This window comes from Bergeyella anatis (assembly GCF_036016955.1).
Lineage (GTDB): Bacteria > Bacteroidota > Bacteroidia > Flavobacteriales > Weeksellaceae > JAYWXI01.
In genome coordinates, this window is record NZ_JAYWXI010000001.1 from 275,086 (window position 1) to 301,338 (window position 26,253).

28 protein-coding genes are annotated in these 26,253 nt (G+C 43.5%); 19 read left to right on the forward strand and 9 right to left on the reverse strand.

The genetic code is table 11. The annotated features are described in order from the left end of the window. Positions 1 to 45 precede the first annotated feature (45 nt). The 11 genes from rimO (at position 46) to ribA (ending at position 10,413) form a co-directional block, all read left to right on the forward strand. Positions 46 to 1,350: a 30S ribosomal protein S12 methylthiotransferase RimO gene (gene rimO, locus VQ048_RS01420; protein WP_327609886.1), complete on the forward strand. Its 1,305-nt coding sequence runs from the start codon at positions 46 to 48 to the stop codon at positions 1,348 to 1,350. Between the two features lie 132 nt (positions 1,351 to 1,482). Next, entirely contained in the window at positions 1,483 to 2,064 is a 582-nt protein-coding gene (locus tag VQ048_RS01425; RefSeq protein WP_327609887.1) for a hypothetical protein, read from the forward strand. A gap of 232 nt (positions 2,065 to 2,296) precedes the next feature. After that, positions 2,297 to 3,295 carry an AI-2E family transporter gene (locus tag VQ048_RS01430; protein WP_327609888.1) on the forward strand — a complete coding sequence of 333 codons (999 nt, stop codon included), beginning with the start codon at positions 2,297 to 2,299 and terminating at the stop codon, positions 3,293 to 3,295. Positions 3,296 to 3,397: 102 nt separating this feature from the next. Next, positions 3,398 to 4,819 (forward strand): lipopolysaccharide biosynthesis protein, encoded by a 1,422-nt coding sequence (locus VQ048_RS01435; protein ID WP_327609889.1) that lies wholly within the window; start codon positions 3,398 to 3,400, stop codon positions 4,817 to 4,819. Between the two features lie 182 nt (positions 4,820 to 5,001). Then, positions 5,002 to 6,021, forward strand: a complete 1,020-nt coding sequence (locus tag VQ048_RS01440; RefSeq protein WP_327609890.1) for a sugar phosphate nucleotidyltransferase — start codon at positions 5,002 to 5,004, stop codon at positions 6,019 to 6,021. A gap of 94 nt (positions 6,022 to 6,115) precedes the next feature. Beyond that, positions 6,116 to 6,907 (forward strand): lipoprotein insertase outer membrane protein LolB1, encoded by a 792-nt coding sequence (gene lolB1, locus VQ048_RS01445; RefSeq protein WP_327609891.1) that lies wholly within the window; start codon positions 6,116 to 6,118, stop codon positions 6,905 to 6,907. Further along, the gene (locus VQ048_RS01450; RefSeq protein ID WP_327609892.1) at positions 6,908 to 8,491 is read left to right on the forward strand and encodes a murein hydrolase activator EnvC family protein; all 1,584 of its coding nucleotides are present in this window, start codon (positions 6,908 to 6,910) and stop codon (positions 8,489 to 8,491) included. A gap of 46 nt (positions 8,492 to 8,537) precedes the next feature. After that, positions 8,538 to 8,705: a twin-arginine translocase TatA/TatE family subunit gene (gene tatA, locus VQ048_RS01455; RefSeq protein WP_327609893.1), complete on the forward strand. Its 168-nt coding sequence runs from the start codon at positions 8,538 to 8,540 to the stop codon at positions 8,703 to 8,705. Between the two features lie 3 nt (positions 8,706 to 8,708). Continuing rightward, positions 8,709 to 9,323, forward strand: coding sequence for a DUF4254 domain-containing protein (locus tag VQ048_RS01460; RefSeq protein WP_327609894.1), 615 nt, complete (start codon positions 8,709 to 8,711; stop codon positions 9,321 to 9,323). After that, positions 9,323 to 9,781: a hypothetical protein gene (locus VQ048_RS01465; protein ID WP_327609895.1), complete on the forward strand. Its 459-nt coding sequence runs from the start codon at positions 9,323 to 9,325 to the stop codon at positions 9,779 to 9,781. Before VQ048_RS01460 ends, VQ048_RS01465 begins: the two co-directional genes overlap by 1 nt. A gap of 32 nt (positions 9,782 to 9,813) precedes the next feature. Continuing rightward, entirely contained in the window at positions 9,814 to 10,413 is a 600-nt protein-coding gene (gene ribA, locus VQ048_RS01470; RefSeq protein WP_327609896.1) for a GTP cyclohydrolase II, read from the forward strand. A 7-nt stretch (positions 10,414 to 10,420) separates the two neighbouring features. Here the strand turns inward: ribA and deoD are convergent, their stop codons facing one another. Next, positions 10,421 to 11,128, reverse strand: a complete 708-nt coding sequence (deoD, locus tag VQ048_RS01475; RefSeq protein ID WP_327609897.1) for a purine-nucleoside phosphorylase — start codon at positions 11,126 to 11,128, stop codon at positions 10,421 to 10,423. A gap of 111 nt (positions 11,129 to 11,239) precedes the next feature. Further along, a complete protein-coding gene (locus tag VQ048_RS01480; RefSeq protein WP_327609898.1) occupies positions 11,240 to 11,734 on the reverse strand; it encodes a hypothetical protein in 495 nt (164 codons plus the stop codon). A gap of 127 nt (positions 11,735 to 11,861) precedes the next feature. On the opposite strand from VQ048_RS01480, the gene VQ048_RS01485 reads away from it, so the two are divergent. From VQ048_RS01485 to VQ048_RS01495, 3 genes are all read left to right on the forward strand, one after another. Further along, positions 11,862 to 13,592: a glycoside hydrolase family 3 protein gene (locus tag VQ048_RS01485; RefSeq protein WP_442872803.1), complete on the forward strand. Its 1,731-nt coding sequence runs from the start codon at positions 11,862 to 11,864 to the stop codon at positions 13,590 to 13,592. An 8-nt stretch (positions 13,593 to 13,600) separates the two neighbouring features. Next, positions 13,601 to 14,737, forward strand: a complete 1,137-nt coding sequence (bshA, locus tag VQ048_RS01490; protein ID WP_327609899.1) for an N-acetyl-alpha-D-glucosaminyl L-malate synthase BshA — start codon at positions 13,601 to 13,603, stop codon at positions 14,735 to 14,737. A gap of 208 nt (positions 14,738 to 14,945) precedes the next feature. Continuing rightward, positions 14,946 to 16,271 carry a helix-hairpin-helix domain-containing protein gene (locus VQ048_RS01495; RefSeq protein WP_327609900.1) on the forward strand — a complete coding sequence of 442 codons (1,326 nt, stop codon included), beginning with the start codon at positions 14,946 to 14,948 and terminating at the stop codon, positions 16,269 to 16,271. A gap of 13 nt (positions 16,272 to 16,284) precedes the next feature. Here the strand turns inward: VQ048_RS01495 and truB are convergent, their stop codons facing one another. From truB to VQ048_RS01515, 4 genes are read right to left on the reverse strand one after another with little or no spacing between them, the layout of a single operon-like run. Continuing rightward, positions 16,285 to 16,989 (reverse strand): tRNA pseudouridine(55) synthase TruB, encoded by a 705-nt coding sequence (gene truB / locus VQ048_RS01500; RefSeq protein ID WP_327609901.1) that lies wholly within the window; start codon positions 16,987 to 16,989, stop codon positions 16,285 to 16,287. Positions 16,990 to 17,000: 11 nt separating this feature from the next. Next, a complete protein-coding gene (locus tag VQ048_RS01505) occupies positions 17,001 to 17,816 on the reverse strand; it encodes an undecaprenyl-diphosphate phosphatase (protein ID WP_327609902.1) in 816 nt (271 codons plus the stop codon). Positions 17,817 to 17,868: 52 nt separating this feature from the next. Continuing rightward, the gene (locus VQ048_RS01510) at positions 17,869 to 18,177 is read right to left on the reverse strand and encodes a DUF3098 domain-containing protein (protein WP_327609903.1); all 309 of its coding nucleotides are present in this window, start codon (positions 18,175 to 18,177) and stop codon (positions 17,869 to 17,871) included. A gap of 8 nt (positions 18,178 to 18,185) precedes the next feature. Further along, positions 18,186 to 19,085 (reverse strand): cell division protein FtsX, encoded by a 900-nt coding sequence (locus VQ048_RS01515; RefSeq protein ID WP_327609904.1) that lies wholly within the window; start codon positions 19,083 to 19,085, stop codon positions 18,186 to 18,188. 207 nt (positions 19,086 to 19,292) lie between these two features. On the opposite strand from VQ048_RS01515, the gene rsmA reads away from it, so the two are divergent. Next, positions 19,293 to 20,063: a 16S rRNA (adenine(1518)-N(6)/adenine(1519)-N(6))-dimethyltransferase RsmA gene (gene rsmA / locus VQ048_RS01520; RefSeq protein WP_327609905.1), complete on the forward strand. Its 771-nt coding sequence runs from the start codon at positions 19,293 to 19,295 to the stop codon at positions 20,061 to 20,063. Here rsmA and VQ048_RS01525 read toward each other — a convergent pair. Then, positions 20,060 to 21,343, reverse strand: a complete 1,284-nt coding sequence (locus tag VQ048_RS01525) for an alkaline phosphatase family protein (RefSeq protein WP_327609906.1) — start codon at positions 21,341 to 21,343, stop codon at positions 20,060 to 20,062. The genes rsmA and VQ048_RS01525 overlap by 4 nt on opposite strands. Before the next feature lie 178 nt (positions 21,344 to 21,521). Here VQ048_RS01525 and VQ048_RS01530 point away from each other — a divergent pair, with 178 nt between their 5' ends. After that, entirely contained in the window at positions 21,522 to 21,962 is a 441-nt protein-coding gene (locus tag VQ048_RS01530) for a universal stress protein (RefSeq protein ID WP_327609907.1), read from the forward strand. 85 nt (positions 21,963 to 22,047) lie between these two features. Here VQ048_RS01530 and VQ048_RS01535 read toward each other — a convergent pair whose 3' ends face one another. Then, positions 22,048 to 22,278, reverse strand: coding sequence for a DUF6341 family protein (locus VQ048_RS01535; protein WP_327609908.1), 231 nt, complete (start codon positions 22,276 to 22,278; stop codon positions 22,048 to 22,050). 42 nt (positions 22,279 to 22,320) lie between these two features. Between VQ048_RS01535 and VQ048_RS01540 the strand changes: the two genes are divergently transcribed. Beyond that, on the forward strand, positions 22,321 to 23,226 hold the full coding sequence (locus VQ048_RS01540; protein WP_327609909.1) for a DUF6427 family protein: 906 nt from the start codon (positions 22,321 to 22,323) through the stop codon (positions 23,224 to 23,226). 11 nt (positions 23,227 to 23,237) lie between these two features. Continuing rightward, entirely contained in the window at positions 23,238 to 23,822 is a 585-nt protein-coding gene (locus VQ048_RS01545) for a DUF3109 family protein (protein ID WP_327609910.1), read from the forward strand. 71 nt (positions 23,823 to 23,893) lie between these two features. On the opposite strand, the gene VQ048_RS01550 is transcribed toward VQ048_RS01545, so the two are convergent. Continuing rightward, positions 23,894 to 24,238 carry a MerR family transcriptional regulator gene (locus VQ048_RS01550; protein ID WP_327609911.1) on the reverse strand — a complete coding sequence of 115 codons (345 nt, stop codon included), beginning with the start codon at positions 24,236 to 24,238 and terminating at the stop codon, positions 23,894 to 23,896. Positions 24,239 to 24,382: 144 nt separating this feature from the next. On the opposite strand from VQ048_RS01550, the gene xerA reads away from it, so the two are divergent. Continuing rightward, entirely contained in the window at positions 24,383 to 26,110 is a 1,728-nt protein-coding gene (gene xerA, locus VQ048_RS01555) for a site-specific tyrosine recombinase/integron integrase (protein ID WP_327609912.1), read from the forward strand. The last annotated feature ends 143 nt before the right edge of the window (positions 26,111 to 26,253 follow it).

Here is a 26,253-nt window from a genome sequence, read left to right on the forward strand (position 1 = left end):
CGCTAAATTTGCGGGTTTTTAATCTTCTTTTTTAAATTTAGCGTTATGAGAACAAAATCGACGGGAAAGAAAAAAATCAATGTGGTTACGCTCGGCTGTTCCAAGAATCTTTACGACTCCGAAGTGCTGATGGGGCAGCTTAAGGCCAACGGGAAAGACGTGGTGCACGAGCAAGAGCGTGGCGATATTGTGGTGATTAACACCTGTGGGTTTATCGATAATGCCAAAGAGGAGTCGATTAATACCATTTTGGATTATGTGGAGGCCAAAAACCGTGGCGAAGTAGAGAAAGTGTTTGTAACGGGGTGTTTGTCGGAGCGGTATAAGCCTGATTTGTTGAAAGAAATCCCTGATGTGGATCAGTATTTCGGAACAAGGGATTTGCCGGTGTTGCTCAAGCATTTGGGCGCTGATTATAAACACGAGCTGGTAGGCGAACGCCTGACAACAACACCGAAGCATTATGCGTACCTTAAAATTTCGGAAGGTTGCGACCGGCCTTGTTCGTTTTGTGCGATTCCTTTGATGCGCGGGGGGCATGTGTCCACTCCGATTGAAAAACTTGTGGAGGAGGCTCAAAAATTGGCTAAAAAAGGAACAAAAGAGTTGATATTAATCGCCCAAGATCTCACTTACTATGGTTTGGATCTTTATAAGAAACGGGCTTTGGGAGATTTGCTGGAGGCGTTGGTGAAGGTGGAGGGAATCGAATGGATCCGATTGCATTATGCTTTTCCTACGGGGTTTCCGGAGGAGGTTTTGGATTTAATTAAGAGGGAACCTAAGTTGTGTAATTATATTGATATTCCGCTCCAACACATCAACACCGAGTTGCTTAAGTCTATGAAGCGGGGGACAACGCATGAAAAAACGGATGCTTTGTTGGCTAAATTCAGAGCTAAGGTTCCGGAAATGGCGGTGCGTACGACCTTGATTGTCGGGTATCCTGGTGAAACGCAGGAGCGTTTCGAGGAATTGAAAGACTGGGTGGCTGAGCAGCGTTTTGACCGTTTGGGGTGTTTTACGTACTCGCACGAAGAGAATACGACGGCTTATGCTTTGCAGGATGATGTACCGCAGGAGGTGAAGGAAGCCCGTGTGGAAGAAATCATGGCGTTGCAGTCTCAGATTTCTTGGGAGAAGAACCAAGCGAAGATAGGTAGGGTTTTCCGCTGTATTTTCGATCGGAAGGAAGGGAATTACTTTGTAGGGCGTACCGAGTTCGATTCTCCGGACGTGGACAACACGGTTTTGGTTTCGGCTGAAAATACGTATTTATCCGTGGGCGAATTTGCAGATGTTCGAATTACTTCGGCTGAAGAATTCGATTTGTACGGAGAGCTCGTTTAGAAATTTTTAGATTATTGATCGAGTGGTTCTTCTGCCGTTTTCTTGTTTATTGAGGGAACGGCAGAAGTGTTTTTGGCGGGCAATGGTTGGGTTAAAATCGTTATCTTTGGAGAAAACGAAAAAAACAAAAAAATGAAAAGCAATCGGTTTTTTGGTTTAGTAGCGTTCTTTTTAACTTCTGGAGTGTGGGCGCAAAGTGAACTTTTGGGGAGTCAAAAATTTTGGTCGAAATTGGAAAAGCATTGCGGAAAGGCCTATGAGGGGAAGCTGACGGCGGGAGGAAAGCCGGGGGATGGTTTTACGGGGAAGCGGTTGGTGATGCAGGTGCTGTCTTGCGAAACGGATCGTATAAGAATTCCTTTTTATGTAGGGGAAGACCGTTCGAGAACTTGGGTATTGACCAAAAATAAGGAACAACAAATCCAATTGAAGCACGACCATCGCCATGAAGACGGTAAAGAAGATAAAGTAACTTGGTATGGCGGGGAGAATCCTAATCCGGGATTTGAAAACCTTCAGATGTTTCCGGCGGATGGCGAAACAGCCCAACGCATTCCTTATGCATCAACCAATATTTGGTGGATGACTTTGGATGATAACGTTTTTACCTATAACCTTAGGAGGGTGGGGAGCGATAGGGTTTTTACGGTTAGTTTCGATTTGTCTGTGCCTTTGGAAGGGATAGAGCAAAAACCTTGGGGGTGGAAAGATTAGTTTTTGAAGGATTATTTTTTTAAGAAATATTTTGCTTTTATCAGAGAGGTGAAAAAAAGTGAGTGCGTTGTGGTAGAATCGAGAGGTTGATAAGAAAACTGTTTTTTTAATATATTTGTAAATTATTCAATAATAATGATTTATAAGTGTTAATTGTATAATTTTGATTTAAAATTTTAGAACAGTTATGTTGGGTCGATTTATTAGTGGGGGTCGAAAACCTTCTTCTCAGATGCAAAAGTCGTTGGTATTTAGTGTAGTTTTTGTGTCGGTTTCGTTGTTGGCTTATCTTTTTGTGGAAGTGTTTAATCTTTTGTTGATGGTTTTTGCTGGGCTTTTGGTTGGGGTTCTCTTTATTGCTTTGGCTAAAAAAATACAGCGTTTGGTGCGGATGCCTTATCTCTTGGCGCTTACGATTTCAGTTTTGGCTTATTTTTCGTTTATTGGCGGATTGTTTTATCTTGTGGGGGATACGTTGCATTCCGAGGTAGATGACTTTGTGAAAAAGATTCCGGAAATCAAAGCGAATGTGGAATCCCGATTGGAGGGAACGACGGTTTATGGTTGGGTAAAGGATCAGGTGGAAGAGGGAGCTTCGGATTCGCAGGCGGGAACTCGTTATTTTACTAAGTTTTTTTCGTCTACATTTGGTGTTTTTGGGGATTTGTATGCGGTTATTTTTATCGGGTTGTTTTTTGCGGTTTCGCCGAAAGAATATTTTAAAGGAGCGGTTATTTTGCTTCCGGAAGAAGCAAAGAAAAAAGGAGAACAAGTGCTTATGGCGCTTTATATCAACCTGAAGACATGGTTGAAGTCCCAGTTGTTGGAGATGCTTATTATGTTTGGTCTTACCGCAGTAGCTTTGTTGTTGGTTGGTTTGGATTATTGGTTGGTTTTAGCACTTATTACGGCTTTGTTTTGTTTTATCCCCAATATTGGTCCGATGATCGCTTTGGTGCCTATGGTGGCGGTGGGGCTTCTTCAGGAGCCGATGATGGCTTTATGGGTGTTTTTGGCTTTCATGGGGGTTCAGTTATTGGAAACGGGTTTTATTGGACCTTACATACGGAAGAAAATGTTGAGCCTTCCTCCGGCTTTGGTGCTTTTTGTGCAGCTTGTTTTGGGGGCGACTTGCGGGATGATCGGGGTATTGCTTGCCACGCCGCTGCTGGTGGTGATTATTGTTTTGGTTCAGAAGCTTTACCTTGGCCGCTCGAAAGATGAGATTTAGCATGGGAAAGTTTGAAGGAGGAGTTTCTTTTTTTGTCGAAATATGAAGAGGAGATTTTTTAGTCCTAAATCTATTTTTACCTTTGCGCAAAAATAAAACCGTTTGAAAAAGTTACTCAACGAAACGCTGATTTATGGTGCGGGAGCCATTATGCCTCGTATCATTATTTTTATTCTTCATCCGCTTTATGTTCATTTTATTGACAACGACGAGTTTGCCCAGTTTACCAATCTTTACGCTTTTGTGTCGTTTGTCAACGTGATTTTGACTTTTGGCTTTGAAACGGCTTTTTTCAGGTATTCGGCGGAGAAGGGAAACGAGCAGAAAACGTTTTATACTTCGTTTTGGTTTTTGCTTGGTTTTTCGGCTTTGTTTTTATTGGGGACTTTGGTTTTTCTCCGTCCTATTGCTTCGTTCTTGGGGTATGGGGCTTCCCCGGAATATGTCCGTTGGTTTGCTTGGATTGCGTTTTTCGATGCGGTTTGTGTGATTCCCTTTGCTTGGCTTAGGTTTAATAACCGTCCGATAAGGTATTCTGCGGTGCGGGTGGCGCAGTCTTTACTTCAAACAGTGACGGTGGTGGCTTTGTTTTTATGGGTTCCTTCGGAGGTTTCCTCTCGTTTGGGAATGCACGAAAAGGTATCTTATACGTTTTGCAGTAATTTAGCGGGCAGCGTCTTTGGAGTGCTCTTGCTGGCGCCGATAATCGGTAAGGTGAGGTGGGTTTTCGATAAGGAGCTCTTTCGTCGGATGATTGGTTATTCCTGGCCGGTCATGGTGGCGGGATTGGCGTTCATGTTTAATGAAAATTTTGACAAATTTATTCAGTATTACCTTATTCCTAAGGGGGATGCGGGGGCTTACGGCGGGGTGTATAAATTGGCGGTGCTTATGACGCTTTTTGTTACGGCGTACCGTATGGGGATTGAACCTTTTTTCTTCCGTCAGATGAATCAAAAAAATGCTCGTCAGACGTACGCCCGGGTGACGGAATATTTTACGTTTTTTTCGGCGGTCGTGGCGATGGGGATTATTGCAAATGTTTCTTGGTTGAAGGGGATTTTTGTTCCGAATAAAAGTTACTGGATAGCGACCGACATTGTTCCTATTATTGTGGTGGCCAATATGTGCTTTGGGATTTATTACAACCTTTCGACTTGGTACAAGGTTACGGATCGTACGTTTGTGGGGACGTTAATCTCTTGGGTGGGGGCTTTCATTACGATTGGGGCTAATCTATTACTTTTGGGGAAATACGGGTTTATGGTGTCGGCTTGGATAACGCTGGTTACTTATTTTGTGATGATGATGTTGTCGTATGTTTTGGGGCAGAGGTATTACCCTATTCCTTATCGGGTGGGCAAGATGGGGCTTGTGCTGTTGGGGCTTTGTTTGTTTAGTTGGTTGTCTTATTATTGCTTTGAGGCTAATGTTTGGGTGGGCAACCTTTTGTTTTTGTTGTTTTCAGGTTGGATTTTTTACTCCGAAAAGGCGATGATTTGGAGTAAAATCAGGAAAAAATGACAAAAATGAGCTTTGGACGGAGGGTATGGGAGTGAAATTTTTATTAAATTTGTCCAATACCGTTACGGAGACGTAAGGTTTTGATCTTCGTTAAATAGAAGGCTGAAAAGCGACGGAGATTTTTGGTTTAAAAAGACTTTAGTAGAAAAAATAATTTTAAAAACACAAAAGAAAAATACAACATGAAGATTATTGTCCCTATGGCAGGAAGAGGTTCTCGGTTGAGGCCTCATACATTAACGGTTCCTAAACCTCTTATTCCTATTGCGGGGAAGCCGATTGTGCAGCGGTTGGTGGAAGATATTGCGAAAGTGGCAGGCGAGCCGATTGAGGAGGTGGCTTTTATTATCGGGGATTTTGGGGCTGAGATTGAAGCTTCATTGATTCGGATTGCCGAAAAATTGGGGGCAAAAGGGAGCATATATAAACAGGACGAACCTTTGGGGACGGCGCATGCGATTAAATGTGCCGAGGCTTCGATGCAGGGGGACGTGGTGGTGGCTTTTGCCGATACTTTGTTCCGTGCGGACTTCCATTTGGATAAGAACTCCGATGGGGTGATTTGGGTGAAGAAGGTGGAAGATCCTTCGGCGTTTGGTGTGGTTAAGCTTGATGAATATGGGTTTATCACCGATTTTGTGGAGAAGCCTAAAACGTTTGTTTCGGATTTGGCGATTATCGGGATTTACTACTTCAAATCGGCAGAGACTTTGATGGCGGAAATCAACTATATCATGGAGAATGATATCCGTGAGGGCAGCGAATACCAGTTGACTACGGCGCTTGAGAATCTTCGAGCCAAAGGGGCTAAGTTTTCTTTGGGCAAAGTGGACGATTGGATGGATTGTGGCAACAAAAATGCTACGGTAGAAACCAACGGGAAGATTTTGCAGTACGAGCAAGATGCTTTTGAGGCTTTTCCGGTTTCGGCCAAAATTGAAAACTCATTGATTATTCCGCCTTGTTATATTGGGGAAAATGTGGAGATTAAAAATTCTAAAATCGGTCCTTTTGTTTCCATTGGGAACGGGACGAAGGTGGTGAATTCTAATATTGACCACTCTTTGATTCAGGAGAAAACGGTGATTAACCATGGGAATCTTAGTAATTCGATGATAGGGAATAATGCGCAGTATTATGGGGTTTCTAGGGAGATTTCTTTGGGGGATTTTTCGGTTTTGGATTTTTTCTCCAAGAGCTGATTCCGAACGTTGTTAAGAACTATTGCCGAGCCACACAAATGATTTTGTGTGGTTTGGCTTTGATATTGCAGTGTTGTTTTAAAAGTTAAAGGACGTGAAAAAATTAGTGTTTATTCTGTTTTCGGTGTTTTTTTTGTGGTCTTGTAAAACCAAAACTGCGGTTATTTCGGAGCCTTTGGTGAAGCCTAAGACGAACGAGAAGGCTGATTTTATAAAGAAAATCACAAGGAAGGCGACGTTTGAACAGGTGAAGATTAATAGCAAGATCGACGTTCAGATGGGGCGTTTTGTTCCGCCTATTGAGGCGACGGTTTATATCGAGAACGGGGAAAAGATTTGGATGAATATGGCGGCGGTTTTTATTAATGTGGCTCGGGGAGTGGCTACGCCTCAGGGTATTCAGGGGTATGAAAAATGGAACAGAACTTATTTGGATTCGGATTATGCGTACCTTAACCGCTTGTTGAATGTTAACTTTATTGATTATTCTTCGCTTCAGAACCTTTTGACGGGGCGGGTGTTTGTTCCGGTGAATGAATCTGATTTTCAGTGGACAACGCAGGGGTCGGGGTATCGGTTGAACTCGGTTAATCCTCAAAAAATTACGGTGGATGGGAAGACAATGGGGTATACCGTTTCGATGGAATATACCTCGGGTTTGGATTTGAGCAAGGTGGTTTTGAAGGAAGATCGGTCGTCGTCGTCGCTGGAGGTTTGGTACGAGGACTGGGGTTTGTTTGGGGGCGAGCGTTTCCCAAAAAGTGTTAAAATAATTATAAAAGGCGACAAAAACGGCCAGGTCTTGATTGAAAATACGAAATTTGACTTTTCTAGGATGCAGACGCCTTATGCTGTGCCGAGTAACTATACAAAAGCAAAGATTTAAATGATAAAGAAAAGAGTCTATGTCGCTTTAGCGGTGCTTTCTTTCGGAGTGGTTTTTTCACAAACCAAGACGCAATTGCAGCAACAGAATAACGAGCTTAAGAAGCAGATTGCGGCCATCAATGCGAACTTGGCGAAAACCAAAAACGAAGCCAAGCTTTCGGTGGCTTACCTTAATGAAGTGAACAAAAAAATCGCCCTTCGGGAGAAGGTTTATAACAATACCCAAAAGGAAAAAAGGCTCATAGAGGACGATATTTATCTTAAACAGTTGGAGATTAATCGTCAGAAGAAAGAGTTGGCGGTTTTGCGGAAAAATTATGCGGAGGTTTTGGTTAAGGCTTACAAGAATAAGGGGGTACAGAATAAGGTGACGTTTATCCTTTCGTCCCGAAATTTGGGGGAGGCTTTGCGTCGAGTGCAGTACCTTAAAAATTATTCGGATTATCAGGATAAAAAGGCGGCCGAGATTATGGGGGTTGCCGAGAAAATTCAAAAAAATATAGAATCCAGACAGAAGAGCGTTAAGGAGAAGGAGACGATTTTGTTGTCTCAGAAAAAAGATTTGGTTACCATTGAAGCGGAGCGCAAACAGAAGGAGGTTCTTTTGGCGGAATTTAAAAAGAACGAGCAAAAGCTTACGGCGGAGCTGAGCCAGAAGCAAGCGGAGTCTAAGGCATTGGAAGCTCGTATACGGGCAATTATTGCTGAGGAAATGCGTTTGGCGAAGGCGAAGGAGGAAGCGGAACGAAAAGTTCGTGAAGAAAAAGAAAGACAAGCGAGGATTGCTGCGGAGCGGGAAAAGGCTCGAATCGAAGCGGAAAATAAAGCTCGTATAGCGGCGGCGGAAGCGGCTAAGAAAAAGGCAGAGGAAGACGCGCGAAAGCTGAAAGAAATAGCCGATAGAAAAGCGGCAGAAGAAGCTGAAAAAGCGAGAATGGCGGCTGCGGCCGAGGCGAGACGAGAAGAAGATGCGCGGAAAGCAGCGGAGGCTGAGAAAGCCGAGGCCCGACGTTTGGCGGCAGCCAAGGAAGCGGCCGAAGCGGCTGAAAAGGCCGCTAAGGCGGCTGAGAAGGCGGCGGTGGCCAGGGCGGCGGAAGCCGAACTGACCAAGAAGAAGGAGGATGAGAAAAAAGTTGTGGAGGCTAAGGTGATGTCGGCTTATGGGGTTGGTGCATCAGCCAGCGGTAATTTTGCCAGCAATCGGGGGAATCTTTCCATGCCGGCTTATGGGACTATCACCCATCGTTTTGGTCGACAGCCTCACCCGGTTTTTAAAAATATCGTGGAGGAAAATAACGGGATTAAAATTGCAGTGGCTCGGGGAACGGTGGCCAAATGCATTTATCCGGGGACGGTTTCCCGTATTATAGTGGATGGGGGAAGTAAGACGGTGATTGTACGGCATGGCGGGTATTTTACCATTTATGCGAATTTGGAGAGCACGTCGGTTTCGCTTAATCAGAATGTGGTGGCTGGGACGCCTATTGGTACAGTTGGAGCGGATTTTGACGGTTCCTATACTTTGGATTTTCAGATTTGGAATGGTACGACGCCGGTAGATCCTCAAGGATGGGTGAGATAAATAAAAAAGAAGTAACTTTGTACAATCATATATAAAAATAAAGGACATGTTAGGATTTAAAGAGATACTGATTATTCTATTGATTATTATCGTTTTGTTTGGGGCGAAGAAGATTCCTGAACTAATGAAAGGTGTAGGATCTGGTATCAAAGAATTTAAAGATGCTGTAAAGGAGGAAGACAAAAAAGAAGGGGAAGGCGAAACAAAGCAATAAAAAATGGAATCTTTTTCACAATCGGCTTGGTCGGTTTTTAATGCGGCTATTGAGGACTATCACAAGACGGACGATGTGGATGCGGTAGAGTGTAATCCGTACCCTTCAGGAAGTTTGGAATATCTTTTGTACTCCAAAAACTGGATTGATACCGTTCAATGGCATTTGGAGGATATTATTCGTGATGAAAATATTGATCCTTCGGAAGCTTTGCTTATCAAAAGACGAATCGATTCCAGCAACCAAAAGCGTACCGATTTGGTAGAATATATTGACAGTTGGTTTTTGCAGCGTTATGAGGCGGTGGTTCCTTCGGAGGATGCGAGGATTAATACCGAGACGCCTGCTTGGGCGGTGGATCGTTTGTCTATTTTGGCGCTTAAGATTTACCATATGGCTTTGGAAGCTGGTCGGGAATCGGCGGAAGAATCGCACCGTGTTAAGTGCGGGGAAAAGCTAAAAGTGTTGCAGGAGCAAAAAGTGGATTTAGGCGAGGCCATAGACCGGCTTTTGGAGGAGATAGAGAACGGAACGGTTAAGATGAAGGTGTATAAACAGATGAAGATGTACAACGACGAGAGTCTGAACCCGATTCTCTACGGTAAGGGAAAAGCATAATGAGGGGCATAAGTATTTTAATAATTGTAGTATTGGCTTTGGCTTGTTGTTCTTCGGAGAAGGTTACGCTTTCTCCGGTGTATGAGAGTTTGGCTTCATCGAAGGGGGCGGCTTCCGGTTATACGCCGAGGGCTTTTACCGAAAAGACGGGGCAGGTTTTTTATGCCGGTGAGTTGACTTCGCTTGTATCTTCGTTTCCTAAGTTTGAGAATAGCGCTTTGAATAAGGAGGTTAAAGCTCTGAAGTACCATGTCAAAGAATATGTTTACGCTGTGGAATCCTACAACTTGGTGGGGCAGGAGACAGCCATGCGAAACATTGAGAAGAGCTACAAAAAAATACAAAAACTCCGCAAGTACCTTAGTGTGAATGACGATGAGGTAGTCAATCGTTATTTGGTGCGCATGAAGAGTAATCTTTCTCAGTTGGAGGCGCATGCCCAAGATTCACTTAAATAAATAGGTTTTAATTTTATCGAATAATTTTTAGGATGCTCAAAAAGCAAGCAGAGGCCAATGTACCTACGGCATTTGGCTCTTTTCGCATGATGGCGTTTTCGGAGTCGGATTCCGATTGGATGCCTCATTTGGTTCTCGTAGCAGAAAATACCGATTTTTCTCAACCTGTAAATGTGCGTTTTCATTCCGAATGCATTACGGGAGAGGTGTTTCATTCCAAAAAGTGCGAATGCGGAGAGCAGTTAGAGCAGGCCATGCGTTACATTCAGCAACATGGCGGGCTTATTGTGTACCTTCGCCAGGAAGGGCGGAATATCGGGATTATCAATAAAATAAAGGCTTACGCTTTGCAGGAAAAGGGAATGGATACGGTTGAGGCCAATTTGCATTTGGGACTTCCTGCGGATGATCGGGATTTTGGAGTGGCGGTGGAGATTTTGAAAATGTTGGAAGTGAAGGAAATCAATCTTTTAACCAATAACCCCGAAAAACTTCATTATGTTGAGAACAGCGGGATTGTTTTGCGAAACCGTGTGCCTATTCAGATTCAGGCTACAGAGGAAAGCCGGGGGTATTTGGAGGTTAAGAAAAAATATTTCGGTCATCTTTTGGATGACCGAGATACTTTGTAAAAAGAGATTATAATTTCGATGCGCTGTCCAAAGCCAGCTCCATCATTTTTCTTAATGCACGTTGTCTTTCATCGGCAGAAAGATGTTCACCCGTAGGGATAATATCGGAAACGGTGAGTAGGGTAGCTGCGTTTTTTCCGGTGTATTTTGCGTTGGCGAATAAAGCAAAGGCTTCCATTTCTACGGCTGCGCATTGGTGTTTCAGCGCAATCGGGGGGATTTCTTGGCTTTTACGGTAAAAGATGTCGCTGGTATGGACATTGGTTTTTACAGTTTGGATGTTGGCCGAGGCTGCAACTTCATTGATGGTGTCGAAAATTTTGCCTTGGTGTTTTAGGATTTCTTCATCCATTTCCCAAGCGTGCAGCGCGTAGGTACTTTCTGAAGCCGCTTGTTCCACGTTAATGAGGTCAAACAAGTTAAGTTCGCTGGTATAAGCTCCGCAGGTTCCTATTCGGATGATGTTTTCCACGTCGTACTCGGTAAAGAGTTCGTACGAGTAGATGCCGATGCTCGGAATTCCCATGCCGCTGGCTCCTACTGTAATTTCTTTGTCTTTGTAGGTTCCGGTGTAGTAGAATATGTTCCGGGTTTGGCTTACCAGTTTGGCCTTTTCGAGATAATTTTCGGCGATATACTGGGCTCTTAGAGGGTCGCCTGGGAGTAATACCGTTTGGGCTATTTCGCCTTTTTGGGCACTGATGTGTACGCTCATTGTTTTATTTTTTGTTGGTTACAAAGATAACGGTTTTGGAAACACTTAAAAAAATCCTGCCGTTTTGCAAGGGCAGGATTTTTATCATTTTGGATATGAAGTTAATTGGATTTACTTCAGTGTTTTGATGTGATTTTCGTTCAGGTTGTAGAATTTAACCACTTCGTTGTAATTACTCAGATCGACTTTGGCTTTTCCTGCGCCGGCAGGGATAACGAGCATTCTGAACGTCTGATTGTTGGTGTATTCTGCTCGGGTGCTTGGATCTAAGGTGAATTGCATATAAATTTTCACATCACTGCTTGTGAAGTCGTACTCGTAATTGATTTCGCCTTCAGCCAAATAATAGGTTTTTGGTAGGGCTTCCCATACTTTTTGGCCATTTTCCACGGTTTTAAGTCGGTAAACGAGAACCATGTCGGTAGCGTAAAGTCGTCTCGGGAAATCGTAGACAAGAGAGTAGGACGGGGAAGTAAACGTTCCCGTGGCTTCGTAAACAACGGAGTAGGTATCATTGTCCACAACGGTGTCTCTGCTATTGTCAGAGCAGCTTACGGCAAAAAGAGTTAGGGAGGCTAACAAAATGAAGGGAAAAAACTTTTTCATATTACAGATAATTTTAGGGTTAATCTTTTTATGGGTTATACAATTTCGATTATCCAAAACGAATGCCAAAAATAGAAAGGTTTTGAAACTTTAAAAATTGTACTTTTGTGCAAGATAACGATTTTTTATGGCAATGAATATACGATGGGCTAAAGGTTTTTCCGTTTTATTTTCTTTTTTCGTGCTTTGGGCTTGGGGGCAGTATCGTCCTGAAGGGGTTGGTTTTTGGCAGGAGCTTAAGGCAAAACGTTGGGTGAATAAGACTTACCGAAATCTGACACAGGATGAAAAATTGGGACAGCTGTTCATCGTGGCTTTGTATACGAATAAAGGAGAAGCATCAATTGAAGACGTTCGAGTGTTGGTGGAGGAAGAATCGATAGGAGGGCTTATTCTCATGCAGGATGATGCCGTAAGGCATATTGAATTACTCAATGAATTTCAGAAGCGTTCACGGGTTCCGATGATGGTGGGTATGGATGCCGAATGGGGGCTTTACCAAAGGATTGCTACGGCGCATAAGTGGCCTTGGGCAATCACGTTGGGGGCGATCAGAGATAAGGCGCTTATTACGGAAATGGCGTCGAAGATAGCGGAAGATGCCAAAAGGATGGGCGTGAATTGGGATTTTGCTCCGGTGGTGGATGTTAATACAAATCCCGAAAATCCGATTATCGGCAATCGTAGTTTTGGTTCGGAGGTAGATAATGTGACGCTTTCCGCCGAGGCGTATGTGAAAGGGTTGCAGCAGAACAAGGTTTTGGCGGCGATTAAGCACTTTCCGGGGCATGGCGATACGTCGGTGGATTCTCATCATGACTTGCCTGTGGTTGCTCATTCGTTGGCGCGCTTGCAGGCGGTTGAACTGGCGCCTTTCCGTCGATTGATTTCGGGGAATCAGGGGGTAGGTGGAGTAATGGTGGCACATTTGTATGTGCCGGCTTTGGAGAAGGGGAAAGACCTTCCGGCTTCGATTTCGCCCTCCATTATTACGGGGGTACTAAAGAAGGAAATGGGCTATAAAGGGCTGATTATTACCGATGCGCTTAATATGGGGGCGGTGGCTAAGCGCTATCGTCCGGGGGAATTGGACGCTATGGCTTTTAAGGCAGGAAATGATTTAATGCTTTTTTCAGAAGGTGTCAAAGAAGGGAAGCGCTTGATTCAGGCCGCGATAGATTCTAAAGAACTTTCACCGAAAAGACTGGAGGAAAGCGTTAAAAAAGTGCTTAGGACCAAATATTTTTTGGGCTTGGACCGCTACGAACCCCGAACGGTGGAAAATATCCATAAGGATTTGAATAACGAAAGCCATAAAGTCCTTAACCGTAAACTCTATGCCAATGCTTTGACCTTACTGAAAGATGAGAAAAAAATGCTGCCGCTAAAGGCAGACGAAACCTATTATTATGTCCCTTTGGAAGAAGCTCCCCATGAGATTTTGGCGGCGCAATTGGGTCAGGGGGTAAGGTTGGTGTTTAGAGCGGCGTCTGAGGTTTCCACCATTCCCGAAGGGGCTAAGGTTATTGTGGGGGTGCATAAGGACAATAGTACGGCTTATAAGTCTTACCGTATTTCGGAAGAAAGCAAGGCTGTTCTAAAGCAATTGGCTGCGAAGCACGATGTGCTCCTTACGGTTTTTGGGAGTCCTTACGCTTTGCGGGATGTGAATTTAGAGCAGTGTTCCACGGTATTGGTGGCTTACGAAAATAATGAGGATGCCATGAGGGCTGCAGCCGGAGGGCTTTTGGGCAGGACGCCTGTGAAAGGAAGACTTCCGGTATCAATTAATAGCGAGTGGAAGGCTGGAGCGGGGATCCTCCTCGGTGATTTTGTTGAAAACAAGATGACTAATTAATTTAATCTATGAAAATAGGAATTCTTTGCTATCCGACGTATGGAGGAAGCGGTATTGTAGCCACGGAATTGGGGATGAGCTTGGCGGATAAGGGCTATGAGGTTCATTTTATCTCCAGTAATCTTCCGGCACGTTTGGATATTACTAATCCTAACATTTTTTTTCATAAGGTCAATGTGCAGACTTACCCTTTGTTTCAGTATCAGCCTTACGATATTGCGTTGTCGTCTATGATTTATAGGGTGGTTAATCTTTATAAGTTGGATTTGCTTCATGCGCATTATGCCATTCCTTATGCTTATGCGGCGTTTACAGCCAAGGAGATGCTTAAGGAAGAAGGTCGGGATGTTCCGTTGGTTACGACGCTGCACGGGACGGATATTACGTTGGTAGGGCAGCATCCCAGCTATAAACATGCCGTGGAATTTTCCATTAATCGAAGCGATACGGTAACTTCGGTTTCCGAGAGTCTTAAAAAAGACACTTTGAAATTTTTTAATATTAAGAAAGAGATCAAGGTTATTCATAATTTTATTGATAACGAAGCGTTTAGACCTTGTGGGACGTGTTGCAGGAGTCAATTTGCCTTGCCTGAAGAGAAGATTCTCATTCATGTGTCCAATCTTCGTCCGGTTAAGCGGGTGGAGGATGTTCTTCAGATTTTTAAGACGGTTAACCAACATTTAAAGGCTCGGCTTATTATTATAGGCGAGGGGCCGGATATGGAGAAGATCAATCAGTTTTTGGAGGAAAATCCGCATTTGATAGATAAGGTTCGTCTGCTTGGGAAGGTGAACGATTTGTACCGGATTTTGCAGCTGTCGGATGTGTTTTTACTTCCTTCGGAGCAGGAGAGTTTCGGTTTGGCGGCTTTGGAGGCAATGGCGGCGGGGATTCCTGTGGTGAGTTCCAATGCGGGTGGGATTTCCGAGGTTAATCGCCAGGGGGAGACCGGTTTTCTGGCGGAAATTGGCAATGTGGAGGCAATGGCTAATTATACGGTGAAACTTCTAAGCAACGAAGTGCTTTTGGCGGAGATGAAGCACAATGCTAAACAGCAGGCGTTGCGGTTTGATATTACCAATGTCATTCCGCTTTACGAAGCGATGTACGAAGAAACTCTTCGTCGGTTTACGGCGGGTTAGATGAGGCTTGCTTCGGCGGGGTTAATTTTTGGGGACGAAATAAAAAACATCGGCTTTCATGCTGGCGGTTAAGAAAGGCGATAATCCAATGGTTGTTATTAAATAATTGATAATTTGTTTATTTTATTATTGATTGTTTAATTAAAAAGGGTATATTGGCGAATAGTTTTGTTTTTGAAGAATTGTTACACCTTGAAATCATGTTGTTATGAAAGCCCAACTTCCCAACCAGCTGAGACGGAAACAACTCTCTGTCCTTACGATTATTGCATTGGTGGCATTGGCTGTTCAATGGCTTCCTTCTTTTTTATCTCCGACTGAACTTGCGCAAGAGCCTGTAGAATTTATTTCGACTCTTGAGGATTCTGCGCCCGATTTTATTTCGGAGTTTGATCCTAACGATTTGAGTGAGAGCCAATGGCGACAGTTGGGGTTTTCCGAAAAGCAAGTGGCAACGATTCTTAAATACAAAAAAAGCCTTGGGGGATCGTTTTCGTCCAAGGCTCAATTGAAGCAGTGTTATGCTTTGTCGGCAGAAAAATACAAAATGCTGGAGCCGTATATTCTTTTACCGGAATTTCATTCCTCAAATGCGCCTTCGGAAAAATTTTTCCGTTCGTCGGGATTGAAGCTGAATGCTCCTTTCGATCCTAACCGTCTTTCCAAGGCCGAATGGATTACGATGGGATTCTCCGAAAAGCAAGCTGAAACGATTCTTAAATATAAAAAATCTCTTGGCGGACGATTTGAAAACGAGGAACAAATAAAATCTTGTTTTGTCGTAAGCGAAGATTATTTCGCCCAGATGAAGCCTTTTCTTAGGTTTTCGTCTTTGTCTGATGGAACTTCTGCGAAGGAGGTTGCTCGGCCTTTGCCGTCCCGGAAGCCAAGGGTGGCTTCTTTTTTCGATCCCAATGCTTTGGATCAAAAGGGGTGGATAGAGTTGGGTTTTAGCGAGTCGCAGGCTAAGGTTATCCTTAATTATAAAGCTAAAATACTCAAAGGGCGCTTTTCTTCTGCCGAGGATTTGCGCAATTGTTTTGTGGTTTCGGCTGAAACGTTTGATGAATTAAAACCGTGGATTAAAATTCCTTCCGTTCAGGATGGTGGAGGATCGGTTTCGGGAGCAGTCCAAAAAAACGCTACCGATTTTTCTAAAGTCGATCTTAATCAGATTACGTACGCCCAGTTGGTGGAATTTGGGTTTGGCAGTAAGGAGGCGGGGAGTTTGGTTAATTATCGGAAACGGTTGGGTGGTTTTGTGAATAAAAATCAGATTTTTGAAACTTACGGTATCGATCGGGCGTTGGCGGAACAACTGGTTAAAACGGCGTTGCTCGACGAGTCTTCGGTGACTAAATACCGGTTGAATGAGGCTCCCGAAAGTTGGCTGAAAACCCATCCGTATTTTAGATATTCGGCGGATAAGATTATTTTTTATCGCATTACCCATCCGGACGATAAAAAAATATGGAAATACCTCAATGCCAAACCCGAATACGAGGTCAAGATGAAATGGTACCTGAAAGAATAAAAACGGTAAAAAATTAATCCAAGGGTTCTGAAAATCGGAACTCGTTTTCCAGATAGCAGGTTTTTGCCGATTCCACAGTATAGGTTCCGATTTTGGTTCGTCTCAGATTATACAAATAGGCGCCAACCTTTAAAGCCTGACCGATGTCGTGAGCTAAGCTGCGGATGTATGTGCCTTTGGAGCAGCCTACTGTAAAACGGACAAAAGGAAAGTCGCATTCAATATCTCGGATGTAATGAATGGTGGTGGCTCGGCTTTTCATCTCCACTTCTTCGCCTGCTCGGGCCAAATTGTAGGCGCGTTCTCCGTCAATCCGAACGGCAGAAAAGACGGGAGGACGTTGTTGGATTTCTCCGACGAACTCCGATAGTGTTTTTTCAATATCTTCCTTGGTGATGTGGGTGTAGTTCTGAGGATGGATTTCGGGTTTTTCGGTGTCGTAAGATTCCGTTTGAACTCCGATTTTTATTTCGGCGATGTATTCTTTGGGAGCGTCTTGTATTTCGGGAATTTTTTTTGTGAATTTTCCCGTGCAGACAATCAAAAGCCCGGTCGCACGAGGGTCGAGGGTTCCTGCGTGTCCGATTTTGAATTTTTTAGGCAGTTTGAACTCTCTTTTCAATTTGTATTTTAGCTTGTTTACAGCTTGGAAGGAGGTCCAGTCCAGCGGTTTGTCCACCAAAAGAATTTGTCCGTTTAGAAAATCTTCAGCCGTCATTTCAAATGCATTTATTTGAATTGGGTGAAATAAATCAACAGAGCTGTACCGACAATGATACGGTACCACCCCCAAGGTTTGAAGCCGTATTTGGTTAATACGCCGATGAAAAACTTAATGGCAACGACTGCAACTACAAAGGCCACGACGTTGCCTACCAAGAAACTCAGCAAATGGTCGTTGCTGGCGATAATCATTTCGTATCCTTTCTGTTGTGCTCCGACTTCGCCCCATTTTTTCAAAAACAAAGAATAAACCGTTACGGCAAGCATGGTAGGTACGGCCAAAAAGAACGAAAATTCGGCGGCGGCTTTTCGGGTAAGTTTTTGTTGCATTCCGCCGATGATGGAGGCGGCGCTTCGGCTCATTCCCGGCATCATGGCCAAGCATTGCCAAAATCCGATGATGATTCCTTTTTTGTACGTTACTCCTTTTTCGTCTTCAATGGAAGGGTGTGTAAAAATACGGTCGATAAAAAGAAGAACGATTCCGCCCAAAATCAGGACGATGGCAATGGGAACAGGATCGCCCAAGGCCTCTTCGATGAGGTCGTCGAACAAATAACCCAAAGCCAATGCCGGAAGCACGGCGGCGGCTAATTTCATGTAAAATTTAAGGTTGCTGAAATCAAAAAATTTCTTCCAGTAGAGAAACACCACGGCCAAAATCGCTCCAAATTGGATGGATACCTGAAACATTTTCACGAACTCGTCTTCCTGAATACCGAAAAAGGAGCTGGTAAAAATCATGTGGGCGGTGGAGGAAACGGGAAGATACTCCGTCAAACCTTCCACGATGGCAATAATGATGGCTTTGATTAAATCCATAAACGTTTTGGTGCTATTTTAGGTCAGAGCGAATAGGGTCGCTTTTATTAGATTAACGGTTTTTTTTGAGAATGGCATAAACTTCCACTCCGAATCCCAAGATGACAAGCAGAGGAGCGATTCGGATTCTTCGGAAAGAGAAAATCCCGTCATTCCAATAGTCGGGGCTGTATACGCCGTCCACGGTATTGGCATCGGGGCCGAGCATCAAAAGAAATCCGCTGAGGATCAAAGCCAAACCGATGAGCATCCAACGGTAATTTTCGCGCCCAAAGTAATAGGAACCGCTGGAACGGGTATCTTTTGATTTTCCATCCAAATTTTCGATTTTGGGATGGAGATTCTTAGGTTTTTTAGCCATAGGATCTTTTAATTGTAATATAAATCGTCGATGTTGGTTTTAAGGAAACGCCATGTGGCCACCACGGTGCTCATCACCGTAATGAATACGCCAATTCCGAAAACCAAAAGCACCAGCCAAAGGTATTGTTGCTCGTTCTGAACGAAAGCTTGGCCGATTTCCAAGGTGAAATAATACCATACCCCGAACAAGGCCAAAAGCCCGAACAAGGCCCCTAATAGTCCCAAAAGGATGGCTTCTCTCACAAAAGGTTTAAGGATAAATCTTCGGCGAGCTCCGACCAACTGCATGGTTTTGATAATGAATCGTTTAGAGAATATTTTTAGACGAATCGAATTGTTAATCAGCACTATGGCTAAAATCAAAAACAAAACCGAGAAGGCCAACATCCAGTTAAGAATCCGCTTTAGGTTGTTGTAAACTTCCACCATCAGGGTGCTGTTATTTTTCACGTCCACAATGCCGGGGACGGCTTTTAGTTGTTTAATGGCGTTGTCAATTTTGGCAGGATCCACGTACTCCGGTTTTAGAGCCACTTCGACGGAAGAGGGGAAAATATGGGCGTCAAAAAGTGCTTCACCATCCACTCCCATACTTCTTTTGGCTTCTTCCGTGGCCATTTCCCGAGTGATGTAGGTGGCTTTTTTTACGGGGGCTAGCGTTTGGATTTTGGCGTAAGCTTCCTGTTCGAGTTTCATGATTTTAACCGAGTCGGTTCGGTCGAAGTTATCATCGAAATACGCATTGACCACCAATTGCTCTTTGATGTAGTCCGAATATTTTTCTGCATTGATTAAAATCAACCCCATCAGCCCGAGAAGAAAAAGCACCAAAGCGATGGAAATCACCACGGTAATATTGCTGGAACGGAGTCTTCTTTTATTGAATTCGTCTACACTTCTTGCCATTACATGAAATTTTTCGGCTAAAATAGAAAAAATCTTCCGAAATTTGCCCGAAACGGATAAAAAATTGGCGGCGTAAAATAGCAGTTAGATAGGAATTTCGAGGAGGATAAAGCCTGTTAAAGTTTGAAAAAACGCATCAGCAATCCTATAAGAAGCATTGCCGAGCGGCGCAGATTTCCGATAAAAAAACCAAGATCAAGTGTGATTATGATTGTTAAAGCAAAAAAACATTTAGGCCAGCATTTTCTTACCGATGAAAATATCGCCCGGAAGATAGTGGAGGCTCTTTCTTTTGAAAATTACCGTTATGTGTTGGAGGTTGGTCCTGGTACGGGCGTTCTGACCAAATACCTTTTGGAAAAAAAAGCGGAACTTTATTTGGCGGAAATTGATGAAGAGTCCATTGCTTTTTTAAAGGCCAATTATGCTTCGCTGACTGAGGAAAGGTTTGTGGGCGATTTTCTCAAAACCGATTTTTCTCCCATGAAAGGAGAGCCGTTGGCGGTCATTGGGAATTTTCCGTACAATATTTCATCGCAAATTCTTTTTAAAATCATAGAGCACTACCATCAAATTCCCGAAATGGTCGGGATGTTTCAAAAAGAGGTCGCCCAGCGTACGGCGGCGGTTCCGAAGACCAAAGATTACGGTATTCTTTCGGTTTTGATTCAGGCGTATTATAAGGTGGAGTATCTTTTTACCGTTCATGAAAACGTGTTTAATCCTCCTCCGAAGGTGAAATCCGGAGTCATCAGATTAAAATTTGCTCCTAAAGAGGGGCTTCAGGGGCTTGAAACATTGTTTAAACAAATCGTAAAAACGGGATTCAATCAACGACGGAAAAAACTTTCCAATGCGCTTAAGCCGCTTGGGGTTCCTGAACATTTAAGCCAGCACGGATTTATGAATTGCCGTGCCGAAGAACTTTCCGTAGAAGATTTTATCCAATTGGCTCACCTTTGGAAAGGCGAAGTTTAGTGGGAGGTGTCTGGTTTTAGAACTTGCTTTGCGGTTTTTGGCGAGCCATCGATATGGTGCGTGTAGGGAAGACCTAAAATGCGGGCAATGATGGGATAGAGGTTGGTGTTTGGAAAAGGAGCGATGACTTTTCGGGATTTGAAAGCCGAGCCTTTGGCAAAAAATACAGCCTGCATTTCTTTGGTTTTGTAAGGGTTATAGCCGTGTTTTCCGACCTTGACCAAACTTTTTTCGTCGGCAAAAATAGAGGGAGCTTTCGGGACGAGCAGCAGCTCGCCTATTCGGTTGAAACGGTCGTCGGTTTTTCGGTAGCGTAATTTTTTAGGAAAATTTTCACTTCGATAGACTTTAAATCTTTGGTCTTTAAGAGCTTGGATTTTACGTAATGCGGAAGCGGTTTCGGTTGGGTTTTTGACGTGAACCCTTAGTAGCGTTTGTCCGTTAACGCAACTGAAACGTTCCGGATCCTGAAGGAAGGAGGGAATAGGGATGGGATTTAAGGTGTCGACCCCGATCATGCCGTGGTCGGAAACGAAAATGAAATTCACTTTTTCAAGGCCAAGTTGTTCTACCTTTTCGATGAGCCGTCCCACCGCTTTGTCGACGTAACGAACCGCCTCAATGGTTTGCGGGCTTTCGGGGCCGAAGAGATGACCGGCTTTGTCCACTTCGGGAAAATATAAGCTGATGAAGTGCGGACGTTGTTCTTCGGGAAGTTTTAGCCAGTTTAAGACAATATTGATTTTTTGTTCTGCATCGAATTTTTCGTGATAGTCGTAGTAATAAGTCGGGCGTAATCCTCCGGCATCGCTATTGGAAGCCACCCAAAAGAGAGACGCGGACAAAACGCCTTGCTGCTCTGCTAGGCTCCATAACGGAAGACCACCGAGCCACGAGCCGTCCGAAATTTTCTCTTTTTTGCTCATCGAAAAAAAATCTTTTCGTTTACCGTCAATAAAATAATTATCGACAAAGCCCGTATGGGAAGGAACCATGCCCGTTACCAATGTGTAATGGTTGGGCCCCGTTACCGAAGGAAACGAAGGAATCATGGCTTTGGCTCGGACGCCTTGTTCGGCTAAAGATAAGAGGTGGGAAGCGCCGTATTTTTCGGCGTAGTCGTAACGGAATCCGTCGGCCGAAATCAGAATGACGTAAGGTTTATCAAGCGATTGAGGGGCGTTTTTTCGACCGGGAACCACGATTTGGGCGGTATCGATTTGGGCCAGTAGTCCGCTGAAAGAAAACAGCCAAAGCAACAGTAAATAAGCTTTTTTCATGGAATTCTGTTTTTGTAAACTCAAAACGGTCAAATTTAACAAAAAACGACGAACTCTCGGAGGGGAAAATCTTTTGTTCGATCCTGGTCGGATTTATTGTGTAGTGCTCTTTTTTTTGATTTAAAGTCTTTTTTGGTAAGGAAAAAAGCGCTAACTTTAGAGAATAAAAAAACAGCGTATGACAACCCTTATTTTACCCGTAGATTTTTCCGATACTACAGAAGTCCTCCTAAATGGAGCCGTGAAGTTTGCCAAAGAAGCCGGAGCTAAAATCATCCTCATGCACGTAACGCCGGCCGATATTGGTTTTGCCATAGGCGATATGGGATTTCAGTATTTTCCCGAAATTGAACAAGATGAGATTAAAGAGGAGTTGCGCCAACTAAAGGCCCTTCAGGATCAGGTGGCGGCTCAGGGGGTAGAGTGCGAACATATCCTGAAACAAGGGGATGCCAAGACGATTATTTTGGACTATGCCGAAGAAAAAAAGGCCGACTATATCGTTATGGGCTCTCATGGAAGAAGCGGAATTTATGATGTTTTTGTGGGAAGCCTCACGAAAGAATTAACCAAGAATTCACCGATCCCCGTTTTGGTAATTCCATGCCACGGAAAGTAGCCAAAGAATAGGCTTTTGGGTAGAAGCGAAATAAAAAATACCGCTCTTCATATTGGTAGAGCGGTATTTTTCAACTATCAATTAATTAACCCTTTTTCATTATTTCAGGATCATAATAAGGACGAACTTCCTTGGAGGGCGACGTGTAATCCTTGTCTTTGTTGTTTCCCAAAGGAACGACAAGCTCCCAGCACCAGTACACGAAAAGCACGCTTGCCACAATAAAGAGAATCCAGTTTAGTACATAGCCGAATACGTCGTAGAACCCGAAAGACCAAACAAAAACCTTGCTTAAGAATAACCAAAGAGACGTCATTATTTCCTTATTTTAAATTAACTTTGCACAAATTTATAAAAAATGTTCAAATTACTTTCAAAAGAAAGCAATATTTTTTCGATACCGGTTTATATTCTGTTTCTTCTGTTGGTGATAACGGCTTTTAATGTGTTGAATTTTAGTTTGTTGGAGAGTATTTCGGCTGGGGTTGCTTTTTTGGGGATTTCGCTGGTTTATTTCGTGTTCAATCCGATGAATTTGACGTACCAGACTCATGTGCCTTTATTTCTTTATACTTTTTTTATTTTCGGGTTTTATCCGGAAAATATGGATTTAGGGCTTTCGGTGTCTTTGCTGACCAATTCGTTTCTTCTTCTGGTGCTCAGTAGTACGGAGGATCAGGTGAGGAAGCGTTCGTACCTTTTGGTGGGGGCTTTTTTGGCGGTTAACTACTTGTTTTTGCCTACCACTTGGCCGATGTTGATTTTTGTGGTGATGCATATTATAGCTACTTCCAGGCAAATTGCCCTTAACTTGTTTCGTTTGGTTTTCGGTATTGTTTTGGTGTTTTTTGCCTATTTCTGTTTAATGTACACGATAGGGTTTACGACTTTTAATGCCGACTATCTGCCAATTGACTTGGGGCCGGTGAGGCGGGATTTTTCATCTCTGTACAGTCTTGTTCCTGTGGTTGTGCTGCTGGTGTATGCCGTATTGGATCATTTCAATCATTTTAATGAGAAGAGCCCGGATAGTCGTTTTAAGTATACTTTTCTCCTTATTTTTGTTATGGCTCAACTGACGACCATTGTGCTGTACATGGGAGAACATCACCAATATTTGATGCTGATGGCTTTTCCAGCAAGTGTCATTCTTAGTCGGATGCTTCGTTTTCTGCCGAATTATTGGATGAAGGAACTGGGGCTTTGGTTGATTATTGGATGTATGCTGGCTTTTAAGGTGTTAAATTATTTTCAGTTGTTTTAAAAAAATTAGCTATGATTCAAATTGATGATAAACTTATTTCGGAGGATGTTTTTGAAAGAGAATTTGTTTGCAACCTGAGCAAATGCAAGGGGGCTTGCTGCGTGGAGGGGGATGTGGGAGCGCCTTTGGATAAAGATGAAGCGGTACTTTTGGAGCAGATTTATGATAAAGTAAAGCCTTTTCTTAGGCCGGAAGGGGTTGAGGCATTGGAGCGTCAAGGAGCTTGGACGACGGATCCCATGGATGGCGATTATGTGACGCCTATGGTGGAGGGAAGAGAGTGTGCTTATGTGATTTTTGACGAAAAAGGCATTACCAAATGCGGTATAGAAAAGGCTTACGAGGCGGGAGCTGTGGATTGGAAGAAGCCTATATCCTGCCACCTTTATCCGATACGGGTGACGGATTATTCCACATTTTCGGCGTTGAATTACCACGAATGGCCGATTTGCAGTGATGCGTGTGAATTGGGAGAGGCATTGAAAGTTCCGGTATATAAATTTTTGAAAGAGCCGCTTGTTCGGAAATACGGAGAAGGGTTTTACCGTACGCTTTGCGAGGCTGCTGAAGAATGGGAGAAGTCGGAGCCCCGTTAAAATTTTTCGACCGGGTTTTGCTTTGCTTTCGGGAAGGTTGAATGCACTTGGGGCTGTTGTGGAAGGAGGGCTTAATCGGTTGGTTTGTCGGAAAGCGATTCTTTCAGCTTGACTAATTCGGCTTTAACGAATTCCAAACGGTCGATCATGGAGACGGTTTCGGCTATTTTGGCGTTGGTGGTTAATGCCACGCGGGCGCCGTCCAGTGTATAGCCTTTTTCTTTCACCAAGTGGTAAATGATTTTTAAATTAGCAAGGTCTTCCGGTGTGAAATAGCGATTGCCTTTTTTGTTTTTCTTCGGCCGTAGGATGGGGAATTCCTGCTCCCAGTAGCGGATGAGTGAGGTGTTGACATCGAAAGCTTTGGCGACTTCACCAATGGAGTAATAGAGCTTATCCGGAAGATTCAGTTTCATCGGGGCAAAGATAAAATTTTTGGTTTAAATTTCGAGGGACCGTGAGGGAAATCGTTGGAGAGCTTCTGTTTTTTGGTGGATGATGCGGGGAGGTTTTAACGCAGAATCGAGATTTGATCGACTATTTTGATGCCGGGGAGGGTTATGAAAAAAATACTAAATTTAGTCGCTGGTATTTTGAATGTTATGTCGGTTTCGATTAAGAAAATATATCATAGGGGCGACTATCATATCGGGATTTTTTTTCGATACGATGCGGTGGTGAAAGCCGAGGTGATGCGTCTGGGTGCTCGATACAGCAGAACGCTTGGGTGTTTTTATCTTCCTTATGAAAAAGAGGCATACCAAAAACTGCATCGTTGTTTTCCCGATTTAACGATTGAAAACCCAAAGACTCTTCCGGAGCCCGCAATGCCGCGAGAAACTGCTCCCATAACGCTCGAAGAGGAGCGTGCCCACCAGTCAGGTGAAGAACAAGGTCACAACCCTGGTCGTTTTCAGAGGTCTTTGGAGAAGATGGAGAATTCGGGAAAATATTGGCGTTTCAAAATGAAGTACCATGCCGGTAAAGTGGCTGAACTTAAAAAAGTAAAAGGGGTGTTTTGGCATTCTTTGCAGCGGTGTTATTTTGTGCCGAGGCATCCTTCTTGTAAGCAAAAAGTGGAGGCTATTTTGGAGGTTGAGGATTTTTTTGGTCTTGATTTTTGGAATCAAAATCGTGTGCCAGAAGGGCGACTTTTGTTCCGGCCGTATTCGCAGGATGTGCGCTATATGTTGGTGGCAGCCGACGATTACGCGGTTATTGATTTTCTTAAAAGAATGGTTTATGCCCGTTATAGCAAGGATCATCAAGCTTATGTGATTCCTGCTACGCCGGTGGTTTTTGATTCCATTGCCCTTTATGCCCAAAGCGGCAAGGTGAAAGTGGAGAATGAGCTGCCTGAAGGCTACCTTAAAGCCCAAAATAAACCGAATCAAAAAGCCATTAGGCTGAAAAAAGAGCGGGAAAATTTGTTGGGGCAGGTTACCGGAAAGGAAAGGGCGCTTTTGGAAGAGTATATTAATTTGCTTCAGGCCAAAAATTACAGCCATAATACCATTCGGAATTATGGTGCGGCATTTTTGCAGTTTATCATGGCGTTTCATGACCAATCTATTGCTTGTTTGGGGGTGGGCGACTTGACGCGTTATCTTGCGGGGCTCATGGAGAAGGGGTTGGCTTCTGCCAGTGGGAATACTTTGGTAAATGCGCTTAATTTTTATTACCGAAATATGGCGGATCGCCCGGATTTGTATCTTAAGATTCCTCGTCCGAAGAAAGAAAAAATCCTGCCCAAGGTTCTTAGTAAGACTCAGGTGGAACAACTATTTTCGGCCGTGGAAAATCCTAAACATCGCCTGATGATGCTTATGATTTATGGTACGGGAATGCGGGTAAGCGAGGTATGTGATGTGAAATGGAGTGATGTGCACTTTGATACCCAAAAAATTCATATTCGAGGCGCTAAAGGAAAGAAGGACCGCATGGTTATGCTGCCAAAGAGTATTCTTTTTCTTGCTGAACAATACAGAAACCTCAATCCCAAGGCGGATTATGTGTTTGAGGGGCAGATAAAAGGTATGCCATACAGTCCTCGAAGTGTTCAGGAGGTGCTGCGTAAGGCCATAAAAAAAGCTGCGATACGTACGCCTGCCACAGTACATACGTTACGTCATAGTTTTGCTACGCATTTATTGGAAAATGGGACAGATGTACGGTATATTCAGAAACTTTTGGGGCACTCTAATATCAAAACCACTATGATTTATACGCACTTTACAACTGATGCTATTAATAAAATCAAAAGCCCGTTGGACGATTTGGAAATATGAAAAAAGTTACATAGATTTGTTGATATACAGTAGTTAGCAGAGATTGTTTATAATACTCAGCAAAATAATATTATTAAACCATTAAATAACATAAAACTGACAAATATGAAAAAATTAATAATGTTTATTGTGACTTTAATTCT

Coding starts and splice junctions, on each gene's coding strand:
- VQ048_RS01450 (WP_327609892.1), top strand. CDS start 6,908: ATGATAAAGAAAAGAGTCTATGTCGCTTTAGCGGTGCTTTCTTTCGGA.
- VQ048_RS01510 (WP_327609903.1), bottom strand. CDS start 18,177: ATGGCTAAAAAACCTAAGAATCTCCATCCCAAAATCGAAAATTTGGAT.
- VQ048_RS01530 (WP_327609907.1), top strand. CDS start 21,522: ATGACAACCCTTATTTTACCCGTAGATTTTTCCGATACTACAGAAGTC.
- VQ048_RS01505 (WP_327609902.1), bottom strand. CDS start 17,816: ATGGATTTAATCAAAGCCATCATTATTGCCATCGTGGAAGGTTTGACG.
- VQ048_RS01460 (WP_327609894.1), top strand. CDS start 8,709: ATGGAATCTTTTTCACAATCGGCTTGGTCGGTTTTTAATGCGGCTATT.
- VQ048_RS01465 (WP_327609895.1), top strand. CDS start 9,323: ATGAGGGGCATAAGTATTTTAATAATTGTAGTATTGGCTTTGGCTTGT.
- tatA (WP_327609893.1), top strand. CDS start 8,538: ATGTTAGGATTTAAAGAGATACTGATTATTCTATTGATTATTATCGTT.
- VQ048_RS01535 (WP_327609908.1), bottom strand. CDS start 22,278: ATGACGTCTCTTTGGTTATTCTTAAGCAAGGTTTTTGTTTGGTCTTTC.
- rimO (WP_327609886.1), top strand. CDS start 46: ATGAGAACAAAATCGACGGGAAAGAAAAAAATCAATGTGGTTACGCTC.
- VQ048_RS01550 (WP_327609911.1), bottom strand. CDS start 24,238: ATGAAACTGAATCTTCCGGATAAGCTCTATTACTCCATTGGTGAAGTC.
- VQ048_RS01495 (WP_327609900.1), top strand. CDS start 14,946: ATGAAAGCCCAACTTCCCAACCAGCTGAGACGGAAACAACTCTCTGTC.
- deoD (WP_327609897.1), bottom strand. CDS start 11,128: ATGAGCGTACACATCAGTGCCCAAAAAGGCGAAATAGCCCAAACGGTA.
- ribA (WP_327609896.1), top strand. CDS start 9,814: ATGCTCAAAAAGCAAGCAGAGGCCAATGTACCTACGGCATTTGGCTCT.
- xerA (WP_327609912.1), top strand. CDS start 24,383: ATGAAAAAAATACTAAATTTAGTCGCTGGTATTTTGAATGTTATGTCG.
- truB (WP_327609901.1), bottom strand. CDS start 16,989: ATGACGGCTGAAGATTTTCTAAACGGACAAATTCTTTTGGTGGACAAA.
- VQ048_RS01545 (WP_327609910.1), top strand. CDS start 23,238: ATGATTCAAATTGATGATAAACTTATTTCGGAGGATGTTTTTGAAAGA.
- VQ048_RS01485 (WP_442872803.1), top strand. CDS start 11,862: ATGGCAATGAATATACGATGGGCTAAAGGTTTTTCCGTTTTATTTTCT.
- VQ048_RS01515 (WP_327609904.1), bottom strand. CDS start 19,085: ATGGCAAGAAGTGTAGACGAATTCAATAAAAGAAGACTCCGTTCCAGC.
- VQ048_RS01425 (WP_327609887.1), top strand. CDS start 1,483: ATGAAAAGCAATCGGTTTTTTGGTTTAGTAGCGTTCTTTTTAACTTCT.
- VQ048_RS01525 (WP_327609906.1), bottom strand. CDS start 21,343: ATGAAAAAAGCTTATTTACTGTTGCTTTGGCTGTTTTCTTTCAGCGGA.
- VQ048_RS01540 (WP_327609909.1), top strand. CDS start 22,321: ATGTTCAAATTACTTTCAAAAGAAAGCAATATTTTTTCGATACCGGTT.
- VQ048_RS01430 (WP_327609888.1), top strand. CDS start 2,297: ATGCAAAAGTCGTTGGTATTTAGTGTAGTTTTTGTGTCGGTTTCGTTG.
- VQ048_RS01440 (WP_327609890.1), top strand. CDS start 5,002: ATGAAGATTATTGTCCCTATGGCAGGAAGAGGTTCTCGGTTGAGGCCT.
- rsmA (WP_327609905.1), top strand. CDS start 19,293: ATGATTGTTAAAGCAAAAAAACATTTAGGCCAGCATTTTCTTACCGAT.
- bshA (WP_327609899.1), top strand. CDS start 13,601: ATGAAAATAGGAATTCTTTGCTATCCGACGTATGGAGGAAGCGGTATT.
- VQ048_RS01480 (WP_327609898.1), bottom strand. CDS start 11,734: ATGAAAAAGTTTTTTCCCTTCATTTTGTTAGCCTCCCTAACTCTTTTT.